Below are 22,822 nucleotides of genomic sequence, written 5' to 3'. Positions count from 1 at the left end.
TACTGACTATAGTGAAAACTTTTTTTGTATTTACATTCAAGATCATTTGAACGGAATGGAGAAGGAAAAAATGAAAAATAGATTCTTTCTTACTCTATTAGAAGGAGAATAACATTCTATTTCACATGGAATCCGCACTGTTGGAAAAAAACACGAGGCTTTAGCACACCCGTTTATCCCTCCGCATAGGATAAAGTGAAATTACATGAGGAGGGTTCGCTCAAATGCCAGAATTTAGAGAAATTATAACAAAGGCAGTTGTAGCTAAGGGGCGCAAATTTACCCAGTCCCATCATACGATCACTCCGCCGCATCATCCTTCAAGTATTCTAGGCTGCTGGATTATTAATCACGAATATAAAGCAAGGAAGAGCGGCAAGACGGTCGAAATTAGAGGGACTTATGATATAAACCTATGGTACTCTCATCATGACAACACAAAAACTTCCGTTATTACAGAAAAAGTGGAGTATGTGGATGTTGTGAAATTAAAGTATCGCGACCCCGATTGTGATGATAAAGAAGTAGTGGCACGTGTGCTACAACAGCCGAATTGTAATGAAGCTGTCATTTCTTCGAATGGCAATAAAATGGTTGTTCATATTGAACGAGAGTTTTTAGCAGAAGTCATCGGCGAGACTAAAGTCTCCGTCATGATCGATCCAGATGGCGTTGAAGAAGATGATTGGGATTCCGAGCTATCCGATGAAGACTTTGAAGAACTCGATCCCGATTTCATCGTCGACGATGAAGAAGAATAAGAAATCTGAATGCCAATTTTCGAAGAATCAGCAGCCTATTCCATGGAAGGAATCAGGCTGTTTTTTATTATATGATTCTTTTATGATATAATTATACTTTGTTAGAAATAGGCTTCGGGAAAGGATTGGAGAAACAAATGCCGCAATATACTCCAATGATTCAACAATATTTAAAAATTAAGGCTGAATATCAAGATGCCTTTTTATTTTTTCGGTTAGGCGATTTTTATGAAATGTTTTTTGATGACGCGATTAAGGCTTCGAAAGAATTGGAAATTACTTTGACCAGCAGGGACGGCGGTGGCGATGAAAGGATTCCGATGTGCGGCGTCCCTTATCACTCTGCCGATAGCTACATACAACAGCTGATTGAAAAAGGCCATAAAGTTGCGATATGTGAACAAACAGAAGATCCCAAACAAGCAAAAGGGGTAGTTAAACGCGAAGTGATCCAGCTGATTACTCCCGGAACGATGATGGAAGGGAAAGGACTGCTGGAAAGAGAAAATAATTATATTGCATCGGTTTCCGGAATGGAAGATGAGACGTTCGGACTAGCCTATACGGATTTATCCACAGGAGAAAATCGTGTAACACTGCTGACAGCTTTTGAAGATGTGGTAAATGAACTGTCCACGCTTGGAACAAAAGAAATTGTTATCGACCCTTCTTTTGATAACAGCTTGCAAAAAACAATAAAAGAGCGGTTGTCGTTGACGATTTCTTATGAAGAAGATCAGGAAGTCAAACCGGAATATCAACATCTTTTGGAAAGGCTTGAGGATTCACGGCTACGTTCGACTTCTGCCAGACTTTTTAATTATTTGTATCGCACGCAAAAAAGAAGCTTGGACCATTTGCAAACAGTCGAAACCTATCACGTCCATAATTATATGAAAATAGATTACTTTTCCAAAAGAAACCTGGAGTTGACGGAAACGATTCGATCGAAAGGGAAAAAAGGCTCTCTTCTATGGCTCTTGGATGAAACCATGACGGCCATGGGAGCGAGACTATTAAAACAGTGGATTGACCGTCCGCTCATTCAAAAGAGCAAGATTGAAAAGCGGCTTGCTCTTGTCGAGTTGCTGCTGAATCGTTATTTTGAACGCCAAGAGCTAAGAGAGCGATTAAAAGAAGTTTACGATCTTGAAAGGCTCGCCGGCAGAGTGGCGTTTGGAAATGTCAATGCCCGGGATTTAATCCAGCTGAAAAAATCACTACAGCAAATACCTTCTTTGAAAGATCTATTAGGTCAAATGGACAATGACGATATTCAAACAATAGCGTCCAAATTAGACCCGTGTGAAGAATTAACCGATCTGCTCGAACGGGCGATTGTCGAGAATCCGCCATTGTCCGTGAAAGAAGGCGGAATTATCAAGGACGGTTACCACGCGGAATTAGATCGCTACCGAGACGCTAGTCAAAACGGGAAAAAATGGATCGCTCAATTGGAAAAAGAAGAAAGAGAGCGAACCGGAATTAAATCGTTGAAAGTCGGCTATAACCGCGTGTTTGGATATTATATTGAAGTGACAAAAGCCAATCTACATTTGCTGGAAGAGGGGCGCTATGAACGTAAACAAACGTTGGCAAATGCAGAACGTTTTATCACACCGGAATTGAAAGAAAAGGAAGCTTTAATTTTACAAGCGGAAGAAAAAAGCGTAGATTTGGAATACGAAATCTTTTTATCTATTCGGGAATATGTTAAAACATTTATTCCGAGACTGCAGGCTTTGGCCAAAACCGTCAGCGAGCTGGATTGTTTGCAATGTTTTGCCACTGTCAGCGAAAAACAACACTACGTAAAACCGCGTTTTAACGATGGGCGAACATTACGGATTAAAGGGGGCCGCCACCCGGTTGTAGAAAAAGTCATGGATTCACAAATGTATGTGGCCAATGATTGTTTGATGGATAAAGGTCGGGAAATGCTGCTCATCACCGGACCGAACATGTCAGGAAAAAGCACGTATATGAGACAAATTGCCTTAACGGCTATTTTAGCCCAAATTGGTTGTTTTGTACCGGCTGAAGAAGCGGTTCTGCCTATTTTCGATCAAGTGTTCACGAGAATTGGCGCAAGTGATGATTTGATTTCAGGACAAAGCACGTTTATGGTGGAAATGCTGGAAGCAAGAAATGCCATCGTTCATGCGACGCAAAATTCTTTAATTCTTTTCGATGAAATCGGCAGAGGAACCTCTACATATGATGGAATGGCTTTGGCACAGGCTATCATTGAATATATCCATGATCATATTGGGGCTAAGACTTTATTCTCGACCCACTATCATGAATTAACGGTTTTGGAGAAAGAACTGGATCAATTGAAAAATGTTCATGTAAGTGCCGTCGAGCAGAACGGAAAATTAGTTTTCCTTCATAAGGTAAAAGAAGGAGCTGCAGATAAAAGTTACGGTATTCACGTAGCGGAATTAGCGAATCTCCCTCAAACGTTGATTAAAAGAGCAAAGGAAATTTTGACGGATCTCGAATCTACAGGTGCTTCTCCTTCTAATAAGGAAAAAACCGATGAAAGTGAAAAGAAAGATTCCAAGACGTCAGTGAAACAGGAAGTGGAGCAGCTGTCTTTCTTCGATGAGGAGCAAAAGACAGAACCGAAAGCAGCCGTCACCCCGCGGGAAAAAGAAGCAGCCCGAGCGTTAAAAGCTCTCAACTTATTAGAAACGACTCCGTTAGAAGCATTAAACAAGTTATATGAATTGCAAAAAATACTAAATCAATAATATGATGAAATGAATCTCCGTTAAGCCGTCCGTTTAGAGGATCGAGGAAAGGAGAGGGCTTTTATGGGAAAAATTATTCAACTCGACGACATGTTGTCCAATAAAATTGCGGCGGGAGAAGTCGTGGAACGCCCTGCATCGGTTGTCAAAGAATTGGTGGAAAATGCCATAGATGCCCATAGCACGGTGATCGAAATCGATGTCGAGGAAGCTGGTCTCCAATCCATTCGAGTAGTGGATAATGGGGACGGAATCGAAGAAGAAGATGTGTTGACAGCGTTTGAACGACATGCCACAAGCAAGATCAAGGATGAAAACGACTTATTTCGCATTCGTACGCTAGGGTTTAGGGGCGAGGCGCTCCCAAGCATTGCTTCGGTATCTTATTTAGAAATCACGACAGGAACAGGGGAGGGGGCCGCTACCAGAGCTGTCTTAGAAGGAGGCAAGGTCGTTCGGAAGGAAAAAGCATCCGCTCGTAAAGGGACGGAAGTGATCGTTTCCAATCTTTTTTATAATACACCCGCAAGGCTGAAATATATGAAAACGATTCATACAGAACTCGGAAACATTACCGATACGGTCAATCGTCTGGCGCTTGCTCATCCAGACGTTTCCATTCAGCTGCGACATAATGGCCGAGTTTTGCTTGAAACAAACGGAAATGGGGATGCTCGGCAAGTTCTCGCCGCTATCTATGGACTAAACACGGCTAAAAAAATGATCCCGATTTCTGCCAGGAGCATCGATTTTGAAATCGAGGGATGGATCTCCCTTCCGGAGTTAACGCGTGCCTCCCGCAACTATATTTCGACTATTATCAATGGCCGATATGTCAAAAATTATCCTTTAGTGAAAGCCATTCAGGAAGGCTATCACACGTTGCTTCCGATTGGAAGATATCCCATTGCGTTAGTGATGATCCAAATGGACCCTCTACTGGTAGATGTCAATGTGCATCCATCCAAATTGGAGGTTCGTTTAAGCAAGGAACAAGAATTGAATGAGCTGATGATGAAAACCATTCAAGAAGCGTTTCGGTCAAAGCGATTGATTCCGTTGGAAAATGCTGCTCCTAAATGGAAAAAGGAAAAAACTGTCCAGCAAAGTTTTGAACTTGACCACCTGCCGAAACAAACGGAGCCCATTATCGATACAGCCGTTCCAATTCATCGTCCGCCTGAGCTTACCAACACTTATGAGAAACATCAAGAAGAGGAACGTCATTTGCCTGAAGACATGTTGGAACAAGAGCAGTCGGAGCCAAAGAGTTCTCCGGATTTTGTGCGAGAATATGATGTACAAGAATCCGAAACGGTTGTGGAGGCCGCTGACGACTCTTCATTGGAAACGACCGAGAGCAGTCAACGTCAGAGCCGCATTCCGCCATTATATCCCATCGGTCAAATGCATGGAACTTATATACTGGCCCAAAACGAACTAGGACTTTACATTATTGACCAACATGCTGCTCAAGAACGGATCAAATATGAATTTTTCCGTGAAAAAGTGGGGCAAGTGGAAAACGAACTGCAAGAAATGTTAGTGCCGTTGACATTGGAATTTTCGGCTGACGAATATGTGAAAATTTTAGAGTATAAAGATGAATTGGAAAAAGTGGGAGTTTTTCTGGAGCCGTTCGGTATTCACTCTTTTATCGTACGCGCTCATCCTCAATGGTTTCCAAAAGGAGAAGAACAAGAGATCATTGAAGACATCCTTCAACAACTGATTACGATGAAAACGGTTGATATTAAAAAACTGAGGGAAGAAGCAGCGATTATGATGAGCTGCAAACGATCCATTAAAGCGAATCACCATTTGCGCCAAGATGAAATTCAGGCGCTTTTGGACGATTTACGGAAAGCTTCCGACCCGTTCACTTGCCCTCATGGCCGACCCGTTATTATTCATTTTTCGGCATATGAACTGGAAAAAATGTTTAAACGGGTAATGTAGCGGGATTATGATTAACACGATTTGGTGGTGTTTATCCGCCATTTTCCCTCATTTTCTAGGCTATCGAATACCTCTTTTATTCAACTTTGATCATATGAGAAGGCGTTTGTGAAGACTCCTGTCTAATGGCGATCTGAACCAACCAATGATGGTAGGAGCACTTCACAAATGCTTTTTTTATGCCTTTAACCCAAGATGTTGTACCGAACGAAAATGTGGTTTAGAGCAAAATTTTTTTGACTTTTTCAGTTTGCTATGTATGCTGCAATATCATAGATGATCACGTCATACTCTTTGTTATCGATTTGAATGGAACAGCAATCAACCACTGGCTTCTTATTTACAAGAATGTTTGGCGAAGAGGGAGAAATGAACAGAGTCATTTATGAATCACAACCTTCGTTCCAACTGGCACTTTAGAAGATAATTCTAGAACATCATGATTAAACATTCGAATACATCCATGTGAGACATTCTTGCCGATGGAAGATGGGTTATTGGTTCCGTGTATGCCGTAATGAGGCTTTGACAACCCCATCCAAAACACTCCGAATGGTCCACCGGGATGGCGTTGTTTATTGATAATTGTAAACGTCCCATAAGGGGTTTGTGTCAATATTTTTCCAACTGCTATGGGGTAAGTTTTTATAAGTCTGTTTCCGTCAAATAGTTTTAATCTATGCTGAGATAAGGATACGTCGATCCATTTCACCATAAAGATCCACTCCGTTTTTGAATATAGTATGAAGTGACTTAGGCATTTGTTCATGGCTCTTTAAAAAATTGCTTGGATTTCTCCCGCTTTGCCCAGCATGGCAAAGGGGATTGTAAATATTTGGGAAGTGAACAATTGCAACGTATATCGTTAAGGATATACAACCAAAATGATTTCGGCACCTACAAGCGTATAGGGGAGACAGACAATGGATCGGCTGATGGAAATATTTCCGTTTTAATTTGAGAGAAAAACAAATAAAGAGGTTTAAATATCTCCGGGATTCCTATAAAATGGAATTATAGTCTAATAATGGTGGTTGATGAGGAAAATGAAATTAATGGGAATTTCTTTTGCTGCCAGTTTTTTAGCCGGAGCTTTAATAACACTTATTTCTTTATTCTTTCATGATTTACTAACGTACTTCCTTTTTTGTTTTTCGCCAAGCTGGTATTTTGTTATGAAGCATCACAACATGGAGGCAAAAATCTTAATAGACATTTTGTTATGTGTCGTCATTTTTGCTTTCCTTCTAATAATAAGGATGATAAAAACGAAACGTTCGATGGAAAAATAACAGGGATTGACGAAACGAAGCAACTCTATCGTAAAAACCGAGGACACTGAATCACTCAAAAGCGTTGTTTAGTGTCCTATTTATTTGATTTAATATATATTGTTTGACTTAGGTAATCCAGCCATTAAAAAAATCATTTTTTCTCGAATTTTAAAGAGTGATCATTTGAAAATAGCCATTTTTAAATCTCTCTTTTGTGAAACAACATAATTAGAACAAGTTCTTGTTAAAGAATGAAGAAAGTTTTTTTATAGCATTTTTCATTAGCATTGCATAAATATAGTTAGAATTTTCTGTTAATTATTTTTTGTGAATTTGTGCCAAAAAGACAAAACCTAAAGAAAGGTGGCACTGCCCATTTGGTAAATATATACAGTTAAACCAGAGCGACAACGACAAAAGGGAGATTATGGACTGGCTCGCCCATCAAATTTTCGCAACCAAACATAAGCTGGTTTCCACAGAGCTCTCTTTAACCAACGAGTAATTCGAAGTAGGGATTTCTTACTTTTCATCTCCAATTGAATGAGAACATGTAAGCAATACGTGATCAGGGCTAAGAAAATTTGATTTTGAATAGCTGTTTCACTCATTCCATAAAAGTGCTTAATTTCTACGTGTTGCTTGAGCCATTTGAAAAAGAGTTCAATAGCCCAGCGAGATCGGTAAATATCACTTATCTCTTCTGGTTTTAAATCAAATCGGTTGGTGATGAAACGAAGTAAGTTCCCTTTTGTGTCCATAACTTCTAGTAGACGAAAGACATTTTCAGTACGATTTTGTGTGGTACCAATGTAGACCATTTTATCGGATAGAACGTGACAATCATCAGGAAGTGAAAATGTATAGACTTCACGAATGACTGCGTTTTTCTTCAGTCTTGAAACGAAGAAATAGCCATCATCTGTCATCCGATCAAAACGTTCATAGTCCACATAACCGCGGTCAAACACATACATGGCTTCTTGATCATCCACTAGGACTTCGAGTTGATTTCGGTCATGTTCTTTTGCTGTCGTAATCACTGCTTTTTCAGGATAGACGGTGTCTTTATCCATGAAAACGAGCCGTAAGTGTAGCTTTACACCAGCTTTTGTTTTCCGGAATTTTGCCCATTTATAATGGGTCAAGTTCAACGGGAGTGTACTTGAATCAATGATTTTCAGTGGCATATTCTTTCCGTTTTTATAATGGTACCGTTGAATTTTCCAAACAAGATCCAAGAACAAATTTGCAAGAATTAGTGGGTGGATCTGATTGTTTTTTCGGGATAGCTGAGAGGCACTTATCGATTCAAATCCGAGTGCTTTTTGAAGATCTTCGTCTACAAGTGCATCACTCATTTCCTCTAAGCTCTTAAATTCGAGCAGCTGGGCTACCAATAAAAGTTTAATATAGGCTTCTGTTGTCAGCTTTTTTGTGTAATAGTCCTGTTTCAATTCTTTGACTTGTTCGCTAAGTTTTTGAATATTTATGGGTGAAACCCATTTACCAAATGATGAAATTAGTGTATTCTTGTCCATAATGGTTATCCTTTACGATTGGATTTGGGCAGGAACCACCTGTACTTCCATTGTAAAGGATTTTTTTGTTTCGAAATCAATAAAAAATTGAACATTCTTAGTATTTTGAATCATCAGATTTAATTACTGCAATGCTAGTGAGCATTTTTACTTTCAGGTAAGGTAGGATCTGCGCAAAAAACATGCCAAAGACCATTAAAAATGTCTAAACTCACTTCTACTTTTTGATTCATAGCATTTTGTGCAATGCGAGTTGAATCACTTAATAATATTTCATGACTACCAGCAATGATCATCATTGGTGGAAAATCTTTATAATCTCCATAAACAGAAGAAATGAAGGGGTTTTTTACATCTTCTTTTTGGACATACATGTTTGCGAATACGGATAACTGTTCTTGACTTAAGATGGGATCTACTCCGGCCAAAGTATTAAAAGTTTCTCCAGAAAAACTCAAGTCAGCCCATGGAGATAACAAGCCCAAAGCTGCTGGCAATTTGGCATTCATTTCCTTGAGCTTTAGTAACATTGATAATGCAAGCCCCCCACCTGCAGAATCACCTAAAATACCAATATTATTTGCTGAGTATCCATGGTTGCAAAGATAATGAAAAACTTTGATCACATCATTTAATCCATTAGGAAATGGATTTTCTGGGGCTAAACTATAATCAATAGATAAAATATTAATCTGACTACTATGAGCTAGTTGAATAGGTATGGTAGTGTATATTTCGGTATTTCCAGATACGTAACATCCACCATGTAAATAAAGAATCACTTTTTTATCTTCTTGGATCTGTGGAGTTGAGATCCAGACAGCCTGTATGCCATCGATGCTCACTCTTTCTAATTGATAGTCCACTGTTATTTTATTTAGTAATTCTTTTAAGTTTTTATCCATCATTCGTCTAAAAATTTCTAATGAATGGGGGTGGGAAAAGTTTATATTTTCAGATTCTTTGGAGGAGGTTAATAATAAAACATCCGGATTGGTGAGATTTTGACATTGTTCAAATCCAAAATCTTGATTGAAAAATTTAATCAGGAGAGACATTAGATATCCGTGAGTAGCCATAAGAATATTTTCATGTTCGTTTTTTAATGCTTCTTCCACAACGTTTACAATGCGTTTTGTCGCTTCGTTGCTCGACTCTCCGCCTTCATATGATAACTCCTTGTAAGTAGATGAGTTTGTCCGATACAACTCTTTCTAAAGAACATATCTTAAAAGTAGGGATTGCTGATCCCCGAATACTCAAAAGGAGATGTTATTTATGACATTTGTTTTAATCGTTGTCCTGTTCATTTTACTGATCATTGTCGGAAGTGCTTTTACGGGTCAAGGTGGTTATTAATTCCACGCAAGGTGACATGAAAAAATGCTCATTTGATCGTAACATGATTGGTTTTGCTTTTTGCAAAAGGACAAAAGCTTTTTGATCTTATGTTGACCTTTTTAAAATTGGTACAAGTAGTTATGGATAGGAAGCCAATCGTCTAGATTACCGATTTAAGTGAATTCACTGCATCCTTAACTCATTACGAGCACCTTGTTTACAAAAAAATGGATGTGACAGGATTTGTTCTAATCATCTCCTTTAAGTTAAAAAGGAGTGATAAATAATGCGTCATTTAGTTCGAAGATACCAGGGTGAGCCTGTTGAAGTGATGGACCGCTATGGAAGGGTTCATAGAGGAGTGATAGACGGAGATCCACCTCCAGGAGGAATGGTTATTCGTACCGGCTTCGGTAGAAGATTTATTCCATTTTTCTTAATCGCTGCTATTTTTCTTGCAAGATTCAGAAGAATTCGTATTTTCTAAAAAAATAATTATATTTTGTCGATAAACTATAACCCTGTCATTTGGCAGGGATTTTTTTGCCTGTATCGAAAAAATAATAAAGTACTTGGAGAGTGAAAGTTCTGTTTAAATCGCTTTCTCACAATCGAAAAAATGACCAATAAAAACAAAGGGACCATCTAGCAATATCTGTGCGGCCTTGCACGCATATTCATGTAGAATTTCTACCATTTGAAATAAAAAGGAAAGATCTATTTGATGTATTATTTTATCGTCAATAAAATATCAGGAAATGGAAAAGGGCGAAAGGTTTGGAAAAAGATTGAAAAGCTGCTTCAAGAAAAACAGATACATTATCAAGTGCGTTTTACAGAAAGACCGAAACATGCCGTAGAAATCGTGAAGGAAATTTCTTCAGAAACAGGTTTGACAGTGGTTGCGGTAGGCGGAGATGGCACCATTCATGACGTAGCAAACGGGTTAATCGATTCGAATATACCATTAGGGATTATTCCGGCAGGATCGGGAAATGATCTTGCAAGGGCTCTTCAAATACCGATGAACTATCAAAAAGCATTGGAGCGAATTTTAATTGGAGAGCAAAGAAAGATGGATGTTGGAAGAATTGGAAACGAGTACTGCATCACCGTTACCGGGATTGGTTTTGACGGAAAAGTAGCTGAGGAAAATAACTCCTCAAAATATAAAAAGTGGTTGAATACTTTTCGATTAGGGAATCTTTCGTATGGGCTTAGTTTCTTGCATGTTTTATTCCAATATCGTCCCGTCAACGTTCAATTAAAAGTGGATGAGAAAAACTTCTCTTTTTTAAAAGTTTGGTTTATCGCCATTGCCAATACCCCAAGTTATGGTGGAGGTATAAAAATATGTCCTGAAGCTTGTTATGATGATGGACTTTTTGATATTTGCATCGTACATGACTTGTCAAAATGGGAACTGTTGCGCACTTTCCCGAAAGCATTTGTTGGCAAACATGTTTTGCATCCCGGTGTTACGATGATAAGAGGCAAACAAGTAGACGTTGCCTCTGATTGGCCGGTTATCGTACAAGGCGATGGCGAGCTTCTCGCAAAAACTCCTGTACAAGTCACGATCGAGAGAGATGCATTACGGATCATTTAACGATTTGCGAGATTCATATTGAAAAAGCCCCCTCAGAATCTATGCAATGTATGGTGCATTCTTTGTCCATCAATGAATGGAGAAAAAAGACGCAAAAAGAAAGATAGAGGAATGTTTGGCGTTTCAATTGGTTAGAATGATCAAAGTGTGTAAATCCTTTCGTTTTATGGTACGATAAGGGAAAAGTAAAGGAAAAGTAAGGGGAAGGCTGGGAAGAACGTGAGAGAGAAAGAAAAGCTGATTGTGCTCGTTGGCCCGACTGCAGTAGGGAAAACTGCACTAAGCATTCGCCTTGCGCATCGTTTTCAAGGAGAAATCATCAGCGGAGATTCAATGCAGATATATAAAGGAATGGACATCGGAACGGCAAAGGTGACTAAAGAGGAAATGGCCGGCATTCCCCATCATTTAATTGATATTAAAGAACCGGATGAATCTTTTTCAGTGGCAGAATTCCAAAAGCTTGTGAGAAAAAAGATAACTGAAATAACGGAAAGAGGACGAATCCCTATTTTAGTGGGTGGCACCGGACTTTATATTCAGTCTGTCATATATGATTACCAATTTACCGATGTTCCGGGGGATTCGTCTTTAAGAGCTGAATTGGAACAAACAGCAATAGAAAAAGGCGAACTTTATTTGCATCAACAGTTGAAGGAAGTGGATCCTAAAAGCGCAGAATCCATTCATCCTCATAATGTGAGACGCGTTATTCGCGCTCTCGAAATTTACTATACGACTGGGAAACCGATGTCTGAGCATCAATCCGAACAACTTTCGCAGGAACTTTACCATACTGCCATTGTTGGGTTGACGATGGAACGCAGTAAGTTGTATGAGCGTATTAATCAAAGGGTGGATCTGATGATCAGCCAAGGGTTAATCGAAGAAGTTAAGGAGCTGAGAAAGCGAGGCATTCGCAATTGTCAATCCGTTCAGGCCATTGGATATAAAGAGATTTATGATTATTTGGATGGAAAAGTAACGCTTGACGAAGCCATCGAACAATTAAAAAAGAATTCACGACGTTATGCAAAACGGCAGTTTACGTGGTTTCGAAATAAAATGAATGTACAATGGTTTGATGTCACCAATGAGCATGAACGTGAGAAAAAATTTCAGGAAATTTCACAATTTATAGCAGGAAAGCTACATTTAAAATAGAATATTTAATTTTAGAGATAGAAGAGGAGGACTTTACATGAAACAAGCGATCAATATTCAGGATCAATTTTTAAACCAATTGCGTAAGGACGGAACTTTAGTCACTGTTTTTTTGTTAAATGGTTTTCAACTTCGCGGTTATGTGAAAGGTTTTGATAATTTCACTGTCTTGTTTGAATCCGATGGCAAACAACAGCTTGTTTATAAGCATGCTATTTCCACTTTTGCCCCCCAAAGAAACGTGCATATTCAATTAGAAGAACAAGAATCGTAAAATGAGCGCTGTTGTTTTATAAACTTTTTATAATGGCTCATGTCACATGAAAACCATTTCTCCTGACGTGAGCCATTATTTATGATTTGAATTTTTTCTTATTTTTGTTTTAAGAACAATGAATCCATCGTGCCTAAGCTGTTTATTGCATTTCAATTAGAAATACGCTCTTCATATGCTGTTCTTGGAATTTTTTTGTCTGCCAACCCGATTGATTCTTTAAAAGAGGGCGATATGATTAAAAAAGGACGGATAACCTCCGTCCTTGTGCATTTTTCCCTATTCAATTGTTATTGAAACTTCCGGATGGATAATCAACGATAGGATGTTTCAGCGGGAAATATGAGATCATTGCTTCGAATGGTCATAAGTTCTTTTTTATCATAATGATGTTCGGTCAAAAGCCTCATAGCCTGTGACCGTATCGATTTTTCGATGATATTCCGGACATAGCGGCCGTTTGAAAATTTGGCTGGGTGGATCACACTTTTCAAATGAATTAAATGTTCTCTTAATGTCCGTTCAGCTTCCTGGCTTAACTGATATTCTTTTTCGCGAAGAATCTTTGCGCTGATTTCCATCAGTTGATCGACTGTATAATCAGGAAAATGAAAAACGAGCGGAAATCGGGATTCAAGTCCGGGGTTGAGTGTCAAAAAATAATCCATTTCTCTAGAGTAGCCGGCTAATATTAAAATAAAATCATGCTGTTTGTCTTCCATATGTTTAACCAGTGTATCAATCGCTTCCTTGCCAAAATCTTTTTCCCCGCCCCTGCCTAAAGAATAAGCTTCATCGATAAATAATATTCCGCCCATTGCTTTTTTGATGAGATCGCGTGTTTTTTGAGCTGTGTGGCCAATATATTCACCGACCAGATCGGCTCGTTCCGCTTCGATCAGATGGCCTTTTGAAAGGACATTCATTTTATGAAAAAGTTTTCCGATCAATCTGGCAGCCGTTGTTTTTCCTGTTCCGGGATTTCCTTTAAACATCATGTGAAGAACCTGTTTGCCTGTTTTTAAGCCATACATTTCTCTTTTTTTATTAATATAGATCCAAGCATAGATTTCTTTGATCATTTTTTTCATTTCCTCAAGACCGACTAGCGAATTCATTTCTTCTTCTATTTCCTTTAAGATTGTATGCTCTTGGGCAAAGGATTCCGGCAATAAATCTTTATGAAGATGCTCCGATTCTTTTTGCTTCAATTTGGAATTAAAAACGATGTTTATTTGACCATTATTTTTTAAACGAATAGGTTGATCCAAAGCTTTCACCTCACAATATCAAACGTGGATCATTCGGCAAAACTCCTTTAGCAGGCTCTTATCTCCGGCCTTCGTTCTTTTTGTTTACTTTTGTTGGTGACAAGAAAAAGAGTTTTTAACCAGCATCATTTCGATTGGATGGTCAAAAACACAGTTTTCAAGTTTAAGACATGTTGTTTCCCTTTTCGACAGCTTGCGCTCCAATTTCTAGGATTGTCAGGCTTCTTGTCAAAATTTGCGCTTTCCCGAGAAATAATACTCCTCTTATTATCATCTTATTCATGATGATTGCTGTTCATTAATAAAATTATTATTGGATCAACCTTCGATCATAATGGAGAACTTTTTTGCAACCATTTTTATTCTTGATTGGAAGTTTACATGGTATTTGTTATCATTGTAGTTAATGAAAGACCACCAATAATAAGTCGTTGTGCATGGACATGTACACTGAATTTTCTGGGAAATACGGAGGGTGTTCCATAGAAGAGTCTTTTTATTAGAGAGGAAACTTGTTGGAATCAGAGAAAGAGGGTTTTGTATTGACGAATCAGAAAGAAAAAGCGATTTTGGTCGGCTGCCTTTTAGATGGCGATGAAGAGTCCTTTTATTATTCGCTCGAAGAACTTGCATCTTTAACCCATACCGCTGAAGGGGAAGTAGTTTGTACCATCACGCAAAAACGAGATCGGATTGATCCGAGTACATATATTGGCAAAGGTAAGCTGGAAGAGCTCAAACATTTAGTGGAAGAATTGGAGCCTGATGTCGTTATATTTAATGATGAATTAACACCAAGCCAAATTCGGCATTTAACGGACACTCTCCGAATTCGAATTATTGACCGTACCCAATTAATTTTGGATATTTTTGCAAGGCGAGCCCGTTCAAAAGAAGGAAAGCTTCAAGTTGAACTGGCTCAGCTGGAATATTTATTACCTCGGCTTAGCGGACGAGGAACTGAACTTTCAAGACTTGGCGGCGGAATCGGTACAAGAGGGCCGGGGGAAACAAAATTGGAAAGCGACCGTCGGCATATTCGGCGCCGTATTCATGATATTAAAGAACAATTGCAGTCAGTGGTTCACCATCGCGAACGGTATCGGTCGCGGCGTAAAAAGAATCACACCTTTCGAATAGCACTAGTCGGCTATACGAACGCTGGTAAATCCACTTTATTTAATAGGTTAACGACTGGTGGTTCGCTTGAGGAAAATCAATTGTTTGCGACATTGGACCCCTTAACCAAAAAGATGACACTTCCAAGCGGATTTACCGCATTGCTATCAGATACGGTAGGTTTTATACAAGATCTTCCCACCACACTGGTGGCAGCGTTTCGTTCAACGTTGGAAGAAGTCCGGGAAGCAGATCTTCTGCTGCATGTTGTGGATAGCTCCAATCCCGATTACCTCCAACACGAAGAAACAGTCAATCAACTATTGGCGCAACTAGACATGGATGAATTGCCAAGGCTTTTAGTCTATAATAAAATCGATCAAAAATGTTCGGGTTTTGTGCCAGTTTCGAAAGATGACCACATCATGATCAGTGCTTTAAAAGAGGAAGATCGCACACGTTTAAAAATCAAAATTGAACAAGTGATGAAAAACCTCATGATCCCGTTTCGGGCTGAAATTCCCGCTGATGAAGGAAAATTACTGGCAAGAATCAAGACCGAAACGATGCTGCATCATTTGTCGTTTCATGACGAAACCTTTTCCTACTTAGTCAAAGGATACATGATGGAGGATCATCCGTTATCCGGGATTTTAAAAAAATATCAGCAACAATAGAGGGAGAACAGCATGTTTGAATTATTAAAACACGGTAAAAGAATCCAACCAATAGTAGAAGAAATTGAAGAACAAATTAAGCCAATTCATAAAAAGATCGATCAAATCGTGGATTCAAATCAATTTAAAGTATTGAAAAGTTTTCAAAAGCATCAGGTCGGGGACTTTCATTTACAGTCCTCCACAGGTTATGGCTATGATGATTCAGGCCGAGATACGCTGGAGAAAATTTACGCGGATGTTTTCGGTGGAGAAGCAGCACTTGTTCGTCCGCAGATAATATCAGGAACGCATGCCATTACGATCGCTCTGTTCGGCATATTGCGCCCTGGTGATGAACTATTATATATTACCGGGAAACCGTACGACACATTAGAAGAAATTGTCGGAATCAGAGGGAAAGGGAACGGTTCGCTGCGCGAATTTGGCATTGGCTATAATTGCGTCCCTTTGACACAAGAGGGAAAGGTCGATTTCGAAAAAGTGAAAGCGGCCATCAATGAGCGTACAAAAATGATTGCGATCCAACGGTCGAGAGGATATGATGTAAGACCGTCCTTTACTATAGAAGAGATCCAGGAAATGATCGAATTTGTCAAAAAAATCAAGCCGGATGCGGTTGTTTTTGTTGATAATTGTTACGGCGAATTTGTAGAAGAACTGGAACCATGCCATGTCGGAGCGGATTTAATGGCCGGTTCGCTTATCAAAAACCCGGGGGGCGGACTGGCAAAAACCGGCGGGTATCTTTGCGGAAAAAAACATTATGTGGAAGCTTGCTCTTATCGAATGACTTCGCCTGGAATCGGAGCTGAAGCGGGAGCTACTTTAAACGCGCTTCATGAAATGTATCAAGGGTTCTTTTTGGCGCCGCATATTGTCGGACAAGCTTTAAAAGGAGCGGTATTTACAGCAGCTTTGCTGGAACGATTCGGAATGAACACAACCCCTAAATGGGACTCTCATAGAACCGATTTGATCCAAACGGTGCAATTTGAAGACCGAGAAAAAATGATCACTTTTTGCCAAGCGATCCAGTTCGCTTCGCCTGTCAATTCTTTCGCTACCCCTTATCCGAGCTATATGCCGGGATACGAGGATGATGTGATTATGGCAGCGGGAACATTTGTCCAAGGTTCCAGCATTGAATTAACAGCAGACGGGCCTTTAAGACCTCCGTATGTTGCATACGTTCAAGGCGGCTTAACGTATTCTCATGTAAAAGTCGCCATTTGCAGCGCTATCGATCATTTACTGGAAAAGGGTTTATTGCCATCATAATAGGATATAGTCGGAGTATAATCAGCCGGTCGTTTATGGATTAAGACAAAAACGATCGGCTGATAAATCATTTGTTTTGACTAAAAAGAAAATTCTTGATAAAAAATTATGTAAGAATAAATAACATCTATTGAAAAATAAAATTACATAAATTATAATAAAATCAAGGAAACGAAAAGAAAGGGGGAATATCGATGGGGGGTAGTGAAATTCGCCGTTCGATGCCGTTGTTTCCAATTGGAATCGTGATGAAGCTGACCGATTTAACAGCTCGTCAAATTCGATATTATGAAGAACACCAATTGATTTCTCCCGCAAGAACTGAAGGAAATCATCGCCTTTTTTCTTTGAATGACATCGACAAGCTGCTGGAGATCAAAGATTTACTTGATCAAGGCGTGAATATGGCAGGCATCAAAAAGATATTTGCCGTGAAACAAGAACAAACAGATCAATCATTCGCAAAAACGGACGTTCACGCGAAGAAAGAACTTTCCGATTCAGAATTGCGAGAACTTTTGCGCAATGAAATTTTGCATGCCGGCCGCTTTAATCGTTCGTCGATCCGCCAAGGAGATATTTCCCGGTTTTTTCATTAAGAAAGGCGATCACTGAATTCGTTATTAAAGCTAATGCTTTAAATAAATTGAATTTTTAGAGAGAGGAAGTTGGACGAATGGGGAAATACACAAAAGAAGACATTCTGAGAATGGCAAAAGAAGAAAACGTAAAATTTATCCGGCTGCAATTCACGGATATTTTGGGAACCATTAAAAATGTGGAAATTCCGATCAGCCAGCTGCCAAAAGCGTTGGACAATAAAATGATGTTTGATGGTTCCTCTATAGAAGGATTTGTTCGGATCGAGGAATCTGATATGTACCTCTATCCGGATCTTGATACATGGGTTATTTTTCCTTGGACAGCAGAAAAAGGAAAAGTCGCCCGCTTAATCTGCGACATTTATAACCCGGACGGAACTCCTTTTGCAGGTGATCCACGTGCAAACTTAAAACGGGTATTACAAGAAATGCGCGAACTCGGCTTTACAAGCTTCAACCTTGGACCGGAACCGGAATTCTTCCTGTTTAAACTGGACGAAAAACGTGAACCAACTTTAGAATTAAACGATAACGGCGGTTACTTCGATTTAGCTCCTACAGATCTTGGTGAAAACTGTCGTCGTGATATCGTGTTGGAACTGGAAGAAATGGGATTCGAAATTGAAGCATCTCACCATGAAGTGGCACCGGGACAACACGAAATTGATTTCAAATATGCGGATGCCGTTACGGCTTGCGACAACATTCAAACCTTTAAACTTGTGGTTAAAACCATCGCAAGAAAACATGGCCTTCATGCGACATTCATGCCGAAACCATTATTCGGTGTCAATGGATCCGGAATGCACTCCAACTTGTCTTTGTTTAAAGGCAACGAAAATGCTTTCTATGATCCAAACGGCCGTTTAGAATTGAGCGAAACAGCTTATCAATTTATTGCCGGAGTTATCAAACATGCTACGAATTTCACGGCGATTACGAACCCAACTGTCAACTCTTATAAACGTCTTGTACCGGGTTACGAAGCACCATGCTATGTCGCTTGGTCTGCTAAAAACCGCAGTCCGTTGATCCGGATTCCTGCTTCTCGTGGATTAAGTACACGTATTGAAGTTCGCAGCGTGGATCCGTCTGCCAACCCATATTTGGCAATGGCCGCATTATTAAGTGCCGGATTGGACGGAATCAAAAATAAATTGACTCCGCCTGCTCCTGTAGACCGCAACATCTATATCATGAACAAACAAGAACGCTTGGAAGCTGGCATTATTGATCTCCCAGCTACACTGTTGGAAGCACTTCAAAACTTGAAAAACGATGAAGTGATCAAAGAAGCATTGGGTGACCATATCCTTGAACACTTCTTAGAAGCAAAAGAAATCGAATGGGATATGTTTAGAACACAAGTTCATCCGTGGGAACGCGAACAATATATGCAAATGTATTAATCATTTTAACCCTTGGCGCTTTGGCGTCAGGGGTATTTTTCATTTTTGGTCTTATCATTAACTTTTCGTTAATAATTGATTATGACCAAAATATGACCAAAAAATCATAAAAAAGTTATTCGAGTACATCCTTGATGATGTATAAAATTTTGTGTCAAGCATTTAGTTAGACCAAAAGAAAAAGGTAGGGTATTCTCTGATTTGACCAATCATCTAGAGAAAGGAGTACCCTACCTATGTCTAAGAGTATATCGAATATAGATTGGATGAATCAACTGGAAAACGTTATTCGTGAGTTTGTAAAGGAAAAATTAGAGCTGATCATGAAGGAAGAAATCCAGACTTTCCTCGAAATGGAACAAGAGGGAACGTCGAATAGAAGAAACGGCTATTACCATCGAAACCTAGACACGCAGTATGGTCGTATCGAAGGACTTTCTGTTCCAAGAGACCGAAAGGGGGAATTTCAAACGCAGCTGTTCACCCCTTACCAACGCCATACGGGCTGGCTCGAGGAAGCCATCATCAAGATGCATCAAAGTGGTATGAGTACGCGTGAAATTGGCAAGTTTATTGAACGAATTTTAGGCAAGGCCTATTCTCCTTCAACGATCAGTCGTATGACCGATATCGTGAAAGAAGACATTGAGAAATGGCACAAACGTCCCCTGAACAAACGTTATTCTGTCTTATATTTAGACGGATTGTATGTAAAACTTCGTCGCGATACCGTGGAGAAAGAAGTGATTTATGTGGTGTTGGGGGTCAACGAAGAAGGATATCGCGAAATTCTTGATTTTTTCGTAGGAGGACAGGAGAGTGCCTATGGATGGCAAGAGATTCTTCAACAGCTCTACAAAAGAGGCGTACAGGAAGTGCTTCTGGGCGTATTTGATGGCCTTCCGGGGCTAGAGGAAGCCTTTAAGGCTGTTTATCCGAAAGCCGATGTGCAGCGCTGTGTCGTTCACAAAGTACGTAATACCTTAAATCGTGTTCGGAAAAAAGATCAATTTGAAGTGGCAGAGGATCTCAAACTGATTTATCGCGCACCGAATAAGGAGATTGCGTTACAGATGTTTCAACAGTTTGAGTCGAAATGGTCGAACAAGTATCCGAGAGAAGTTCAATCTTGGGCCAATGAGTTGGATGTCCTCCTTACATTTATGGATTATCCAAGCAGTATTCGAAGTGTGATTTACACGACCAATGCCATTGAACGAACGATCAAAGAGATTCGGAAACGTCTAAAGCCGATGAACAGTTTGAGTAGTTTAGAAGCCGCTGAAAAAGTCGTGTATTTGACCATCCAAGATTTTAATGAGAAATGGGCAGGACGAAAATTACGAGGATTTGCTGAAGCCTATGAAACCCTTCAACAAATGTTTGAAAAACGTTATAACTAACCAAATATTGTAAACGAACAAAATAAAGGGATTCTCCCTTTCCACACAGGAGACTGAATATTCAGTCTCCTGTGTGGAGGAAATCGAACCCCTATCCATTCCAAATCCATTTCAGAGATACCCTATCTATCTTACATAACACAAAATTCTTGACGGTACCATACCATATGGCTCGAGATAATCATTTAGTGTAACGGCGGCATAATATAAATGCTTTTAAATATTTCAGTATATCGCTCGGTCCAATTTGGCAGGACATTTTTTGCAAAACAGTTGAGAGCTTGAGAATCCACATAAAATTGGTTCAAAGGTATTTATCTTATGGTAAATACTTATGTTAAAAGGTTTGAACCATTATTTTAGAAAATAAATGTTTTTGCCTGTTGACTCTTACCTTAGGTAAGCCCTTAGAATCACATACGAGGTGGTTGAAAATGTTATACACGGTAAAAGAAATTTCAGAATTCGCGAAAGTAAGTGTAAAAACCCTACATCACTATCACAAAATAGGGCTGCTATTACCGTGTAAGGTAAGTGAAGCTGGCTATCGCCTTTATGGAAAAAAAGAGCTAGAACGTTTACAACAAATCTTATTTTATCGTGAATTAGATTTCCCTCCTTAGATTTCCCTCTCAAAAAAATTAAAAAAATATTAGATGGTGAACCAGATCGATTATCGATCTTGTCGGATCAAAAAAAGCTCCTTCTTTCTCGTATACAAAGAATGGAGCAATTGGTTGAGACAATTGATGAATCGATTCGTTGCACTATGAAAGGAGAAAGTATGGATAAAAAAGAGATGTTCAAAGGATTTAATAGTGAAGAAGAGTGGGCTGAAGCATTGACCGAGCAAAATCAATACTTAAAAGAGAAATATAACTATGATTTACTTGAAAACAATCCAATTGATGTTCAATCGATGAATGAATTCGCTTTGGAAGCAAAGCGTTTTATTGATGGTATGGCTGATGCACTGAAGAATGGATTAAAGTTTGATGACAAAAAAGTACAGCTTCTTATAAGCCAACATATTCATTTCTTAAATCATCATGGACATGTAACGAAAGCATCGGATTTTGCGGCACAAGCACGATTCTTTTTAAACGATGATTTCCACAGAAACATGCTTGAATCCCAACAGACTGGTCTTTCTTATTATCTTTGCATTGCAGCGGAAGAGTACGCATCTAATAAGTCGTTTAGTAAATAAACTTTAATTAAAGCAGATTGGAGAAGAATAAATGAAATTGCGAAAAGCCTAAAACTCAACAACAATTATGCCTGTTCAGGAAACCCGTAAGGAAAGGTAAAAAATCATGGATATAGGTATTCTCAACTTTTCATGTTTACAAAAGCCCTTCTCATTTGAGAGGGGTTTCTTTATGGAATCCTTTGTATGATTGCGGAAAAAATAAATTTTATGATTTCAACGAGAAAATCAGAATATTTTACTCTTTTCAGCAAATTTTAGTCATTTATTAAAGCTCTTTATTTTAAGGATTTTTTGGGCGAAAATAGATAAGAGTAAAAGATCGAATTTAACAATGAAACTATAGGATGATTGTTCGTTGTAATCTACAGATGAAGGACTATGGGATCTTACATGACTATGTTGTCGGATGAAATGTAAAAATAATTTGACAATTCATTCTCTTTTCGTATAATAAATGTAAAACATTTTTTACATTTTAAGAAGTTTAGGTGGGTGAATTGAAAAATAACATTAGAAATGTACGAAAAAGTATGAACCTTTCACAAGAAGAACTTGCAAATAAATGTGGTGTAACAAGACAAACCATAAATGCCATCGAAAATAATAAATATGACCCTTCATTATCATTAGCGTTTAAGTTATCCATACATCTAAATACACAACTTGAAAAATTATTTTTTTACGAGGAGGAGAATAAATGAAGTGGCGAAAAGCCGATGAAATGGAAAAATATCAGAGCGATCAGTCTGCGAAATATGGGTTTATTTTTTATACCGTTGCACTGTTGATTTGGTCATTATACAGTTTTTTTACCAATGGCGACTCTGGATGGCAAATGACTATTTTATTGATAGGTTGTGCTGTTTATTTTTGGTCAAGAGTAGTTTTTAATCGAAAAATGAATAAAGAATAAAAAAATAACTTTCTTCATGGAAAACGTTAGATAGCGTCTTCCAATGGTTCGGGATATCAAAAGAGCAGTTGTATGATCACGTGCAAGGCAATATAATGGACGGGCAGTTAAAGATGGAATTTTACAATGGGTAATTGCAATTGTTGGAGGATTAGACGATAATAAAAGCTGCAACAATAGACGATATACCTGCCATTACTTTACTGAAATTAAAAATGTTTAGAGAAGTTGGGATGGAACATATGCTCTTAGATG

19 protein-coding genes and 1 pseudogene are annotated in these 22,822 nt (G+C 38.9%); 16 read left to right on the top strand and 4 right to left on the bottom strand.

Going from position 1 to position 22,822, the window contains the following annotated elements; genetic code table 11:
* The first annotated feature begins 224 nt into the window (after positions 1–224).
* From NST81_RS09790 to mutL, 3 genes are all read left to right on the top strand, one after another.
* Positions 225–761, top strand: a complete 537-nt coding sequence (locus tag NST81_RS09790; protein ID WP_048623406.1) for an outer spore coat protein CotE — start codon at positions 225–227, stop codon at positions 759–761.
* Between the two features lie 137 nt (positions 762–898).
* The gene (gene mutS, locus NST81_RS09785) at positions 899–3,517 is read left to right on the top strand and encodes a DNA mismatch repair protein MutS (protein ID WP_341029630.1); all 2,619 of its coding nucleotides are present in this window, start codon (positions 899–901) and stop codon (positions 3,515–3,517) included.
* A gap of 63 nt (positions 3,518–3,580) precedes the next feature.
* On the top strand, positions 3,581–5,476 hold the full coding sequence (mutL, locus tag NST81_RS09780; RefSeq protein ID WP_003352398.1) for a DNA mismatch repair endonuclease MutL: 1,896 nt from the start codon (positions 3,581–3,583) through the stop codon (positions 5,474–5,476).
* Between the two features lie 379 nt (positions 5,477–5,855).
* On the opposite strand, the gene NST81_RS09775 is transcribed toward mutL, so the two are convergent.
* The 3 genes from NST81_RS09775 to NST81_RS09765 form a co-directional block, all read right to left on the bottom strand.
* A complete protein-coding gene (locus NST81_RS09775; RefSeq protein ID WP_048624455.1) occupies positions 5,856–6,191 on the bottom strand; it encodes a L,D-transpeptidase in 336 nt (111 codons plus the stop codon).
* 984 nt (positions 6,192–7,175) lie between these two features.
* Positions 7,176–8,291 (bottom strand): IS4 family transposase, encoded by a 1,116-nt coding sequence (locus NST81_RS09770; protein ID WP_003352762.1) that lies wholly within the window; start codon positions 8,289–8,291, stop codon positions 7,176–7,178.
* A gap of 134 nt (positions 8,292–8,425) precedes the next feature.
* Positions 8,426–9,499 (bottom strand): alpha/beta hydrolase fold domain-containing protein, encoded by a 1,074-nt coding sequence (locus tag NST81_RS09765; RefSeq protein WP_341029627.1) that lies wholly within the window; start codon positions 9,497–9,499, stop codon positions 8,426–8,428.
* Between the two features lie 61 nt (positions 9,500–9,560).
* Between NST81_RS09765 and NST81_RS09760 the strand changes: the two genes are divergently transcribed.
* The 5 genes from NST81_RS09760 (at position 9,561) to hfq (ending at position 12,679) form a co-directional block, all read left to right on the top strand.
* Positions 9,561–9,650, top strand: a complete 90-nt coding sequence (locus NST81_RS09760; protein ID WP_327797728.1) for a YjcZ family sporulation protein — start codon at positions 9,561–9,563, stop codon at positions 9,648–9,650.
* A gap of 268 nt (positions 9,651–9,918) precedes the next feature.
* Positions 9,919–10,119 carry a hypothetical protein gene (locus NST81_RS09755; protein ID WP_327803566.1) on the top strand — a complete coding sequence of 67 codons (201 nt, stop codon included), beginning with the start codon at positions 9,919–9,921 and terminating at the stop codon, positions 10,117–10,119.
* Positions 10,120–10,356: 237 nt separating this feature from the next.
* Entirely contained in the window at positions 10,357–11,241 is an 885-nt protein-coding gene (locus NST81_RS09750; RefSeq protein ID WP_340397229.1) for a diacylglycerol/lipid kinase family protein, read from the top strand.
* Positions 11,242–11,460: 219 nt separating this feature from the next.
* Complete coding sequence (gene miaA, locus NST81_RS09745; RefSeq protein WP_003352395.1) at positions 11,461–12,405, top strand: tRNA (adenosine(37)-N6)-dimethylallyltransferase MiaA; 945 nt, start codon at positions 11,461–11,463, stop codon at positions 12,403–12,405.
* Positions 12,406–12,442: 37 nt separating this feature from the next.
* A complete protein-coding gene (hfq, locus tag NST81_RS09740; RefSeq protein WP_003352393.1) occupies positions 12,443–12,679 on the top strand; it encodes an RNA chaperone Hfq in 237 nt (78 codons plus the stop codon).
* Positions 12,680–12,993: 314 nt separating this feature from the next.
* Here hfq and spoVK read toward each other — a convergent pair whose 3' ends face one another.
* A complete protein-coding gene (gene spoVK, locus NST81_RS09735; RefSeq protein WP_390895359.1) occupies positions 12,994–13,890 on the bottom strand; it encodes a stage V sporulation protein K in 897 nt (298 codons plus the stop codon).
* 602 nt (positions 13,891–14,492) lie between these two features.
* Between spoVK and hflX the strand changes: the two genes are divergently transcribed.
* The 8 genes and pseudogenes from hflX (at position 14,493) to NST81_RS09695 (ending at position 22,567) form a co-directional block, all read left to right on the top strand.
* Positions 14,493–15,746, top strand: coding sequence for a GTPase HflX (gene hflX / locus NST81_RS09730; protein ID WP_341029623.1), 1,254 nt, complete (start codon positions 14,493–14,495; stop codon positions 15,744–15,746).
* Positions 15,747–15,758: 12 nt separating this feature from the next.
* Positions 15,759–17,027, top strand: coding sequence for a methionine gamma-lyase family protein (locus NST81_RS09725; RefSeq protein WP_341029622.1), 1,269 nt, complete (start codon positions 15,759–15,761; stop codon positions 17,025–17,027).
* A gap of 194 nt (positions 17,028–17,221) precedes the next feature.
* The gene (locus tag NST81_RS09720) at positions 17,222–17,626 is read left to right on the top strand and encodes a MerR family transcriptional regulator (RefSeq protein WP_003352389.1); all 405 of its coding nucleotides are present in this window, start codon (positions 17,222–17,224) and stop codon (positions 17,624–17,626) included.
* A 77-nt stretch (positions 17,627–17,703) separates the two neighbouring features.
* Positions 17,704–19,038 carry a type I glutamate--ammonia ligase gene (glnA, locus tag NST81_RS09715; RefSeq protein ID WP_270584276.1) on the top strand — a complete coding sequence of 445 codons (1,335 nt, stop codon included), beginning with the start codon at positions 17,704–17,706 and terminating at the stop codon, positions 19,036–19,038.
* Positions 19,039–19,274: 236 nt separating this feature from the next.
* Entirely contained in the window at positions 19,275–20,441 is a 1,167-nt protein-coding gene (locus NST81_RS09710; RefSeq protein WP_341029620.1) for an IS256 family transposase, read from the top strand.
* A gap of 434 nt (positions 20,442–20,875) precedes the next feature.
* Positions 20,876–21,651: pseudogene (locus tag NST81_RS09705) on the top strand (MerR family transcriptional regulator).
* A 500-nt stretch (positions 21,652–22,151) separates the two neighbouring features.
* The gene (locus tag NST81_RS09700) at positions 22,152–22,355 is read left to right on the top strand and encodes a helix-turn-helix transcriptional regulator (protein ID WP_048623394.1); all 204 of its coding nucleotides are present in this window, start codon (positions 22,152–22,154) and stop codon (positions 22,353–22,355) included.
* Complete coding sequence (locus NST81_RS09695) at positions 22,352–22,567, top strand: hypothetical protein (RefSeq protein WP_003352380.1); 216 nt, start codon at positions 22,352–22,354, stop codon at positions 22,565–22,567. The genes NST81_RS09700 and NST81_RS09695 overlap by 4 nt, the downstream gene beginning before the upstream one ends.
* Positions 22,568–22,822 lie beyond the last annotated feature (255 nt).

This window comes from Bacillus sp. FSL W8-0223 (assembly GCF_038006805.1).
In the GTDB taxonomy this organism is placed as follows: Bacteria; Bacillota; Bacilli; order Bacillales; family DSM-4216; genus Bacillus_O; species Bacillus_O smithii.
The sequence above is the reverse complement of the archived record's forward strand: the minus strand, read 5'-3'. Positions and strand labels throughout refer to the sequence as shown.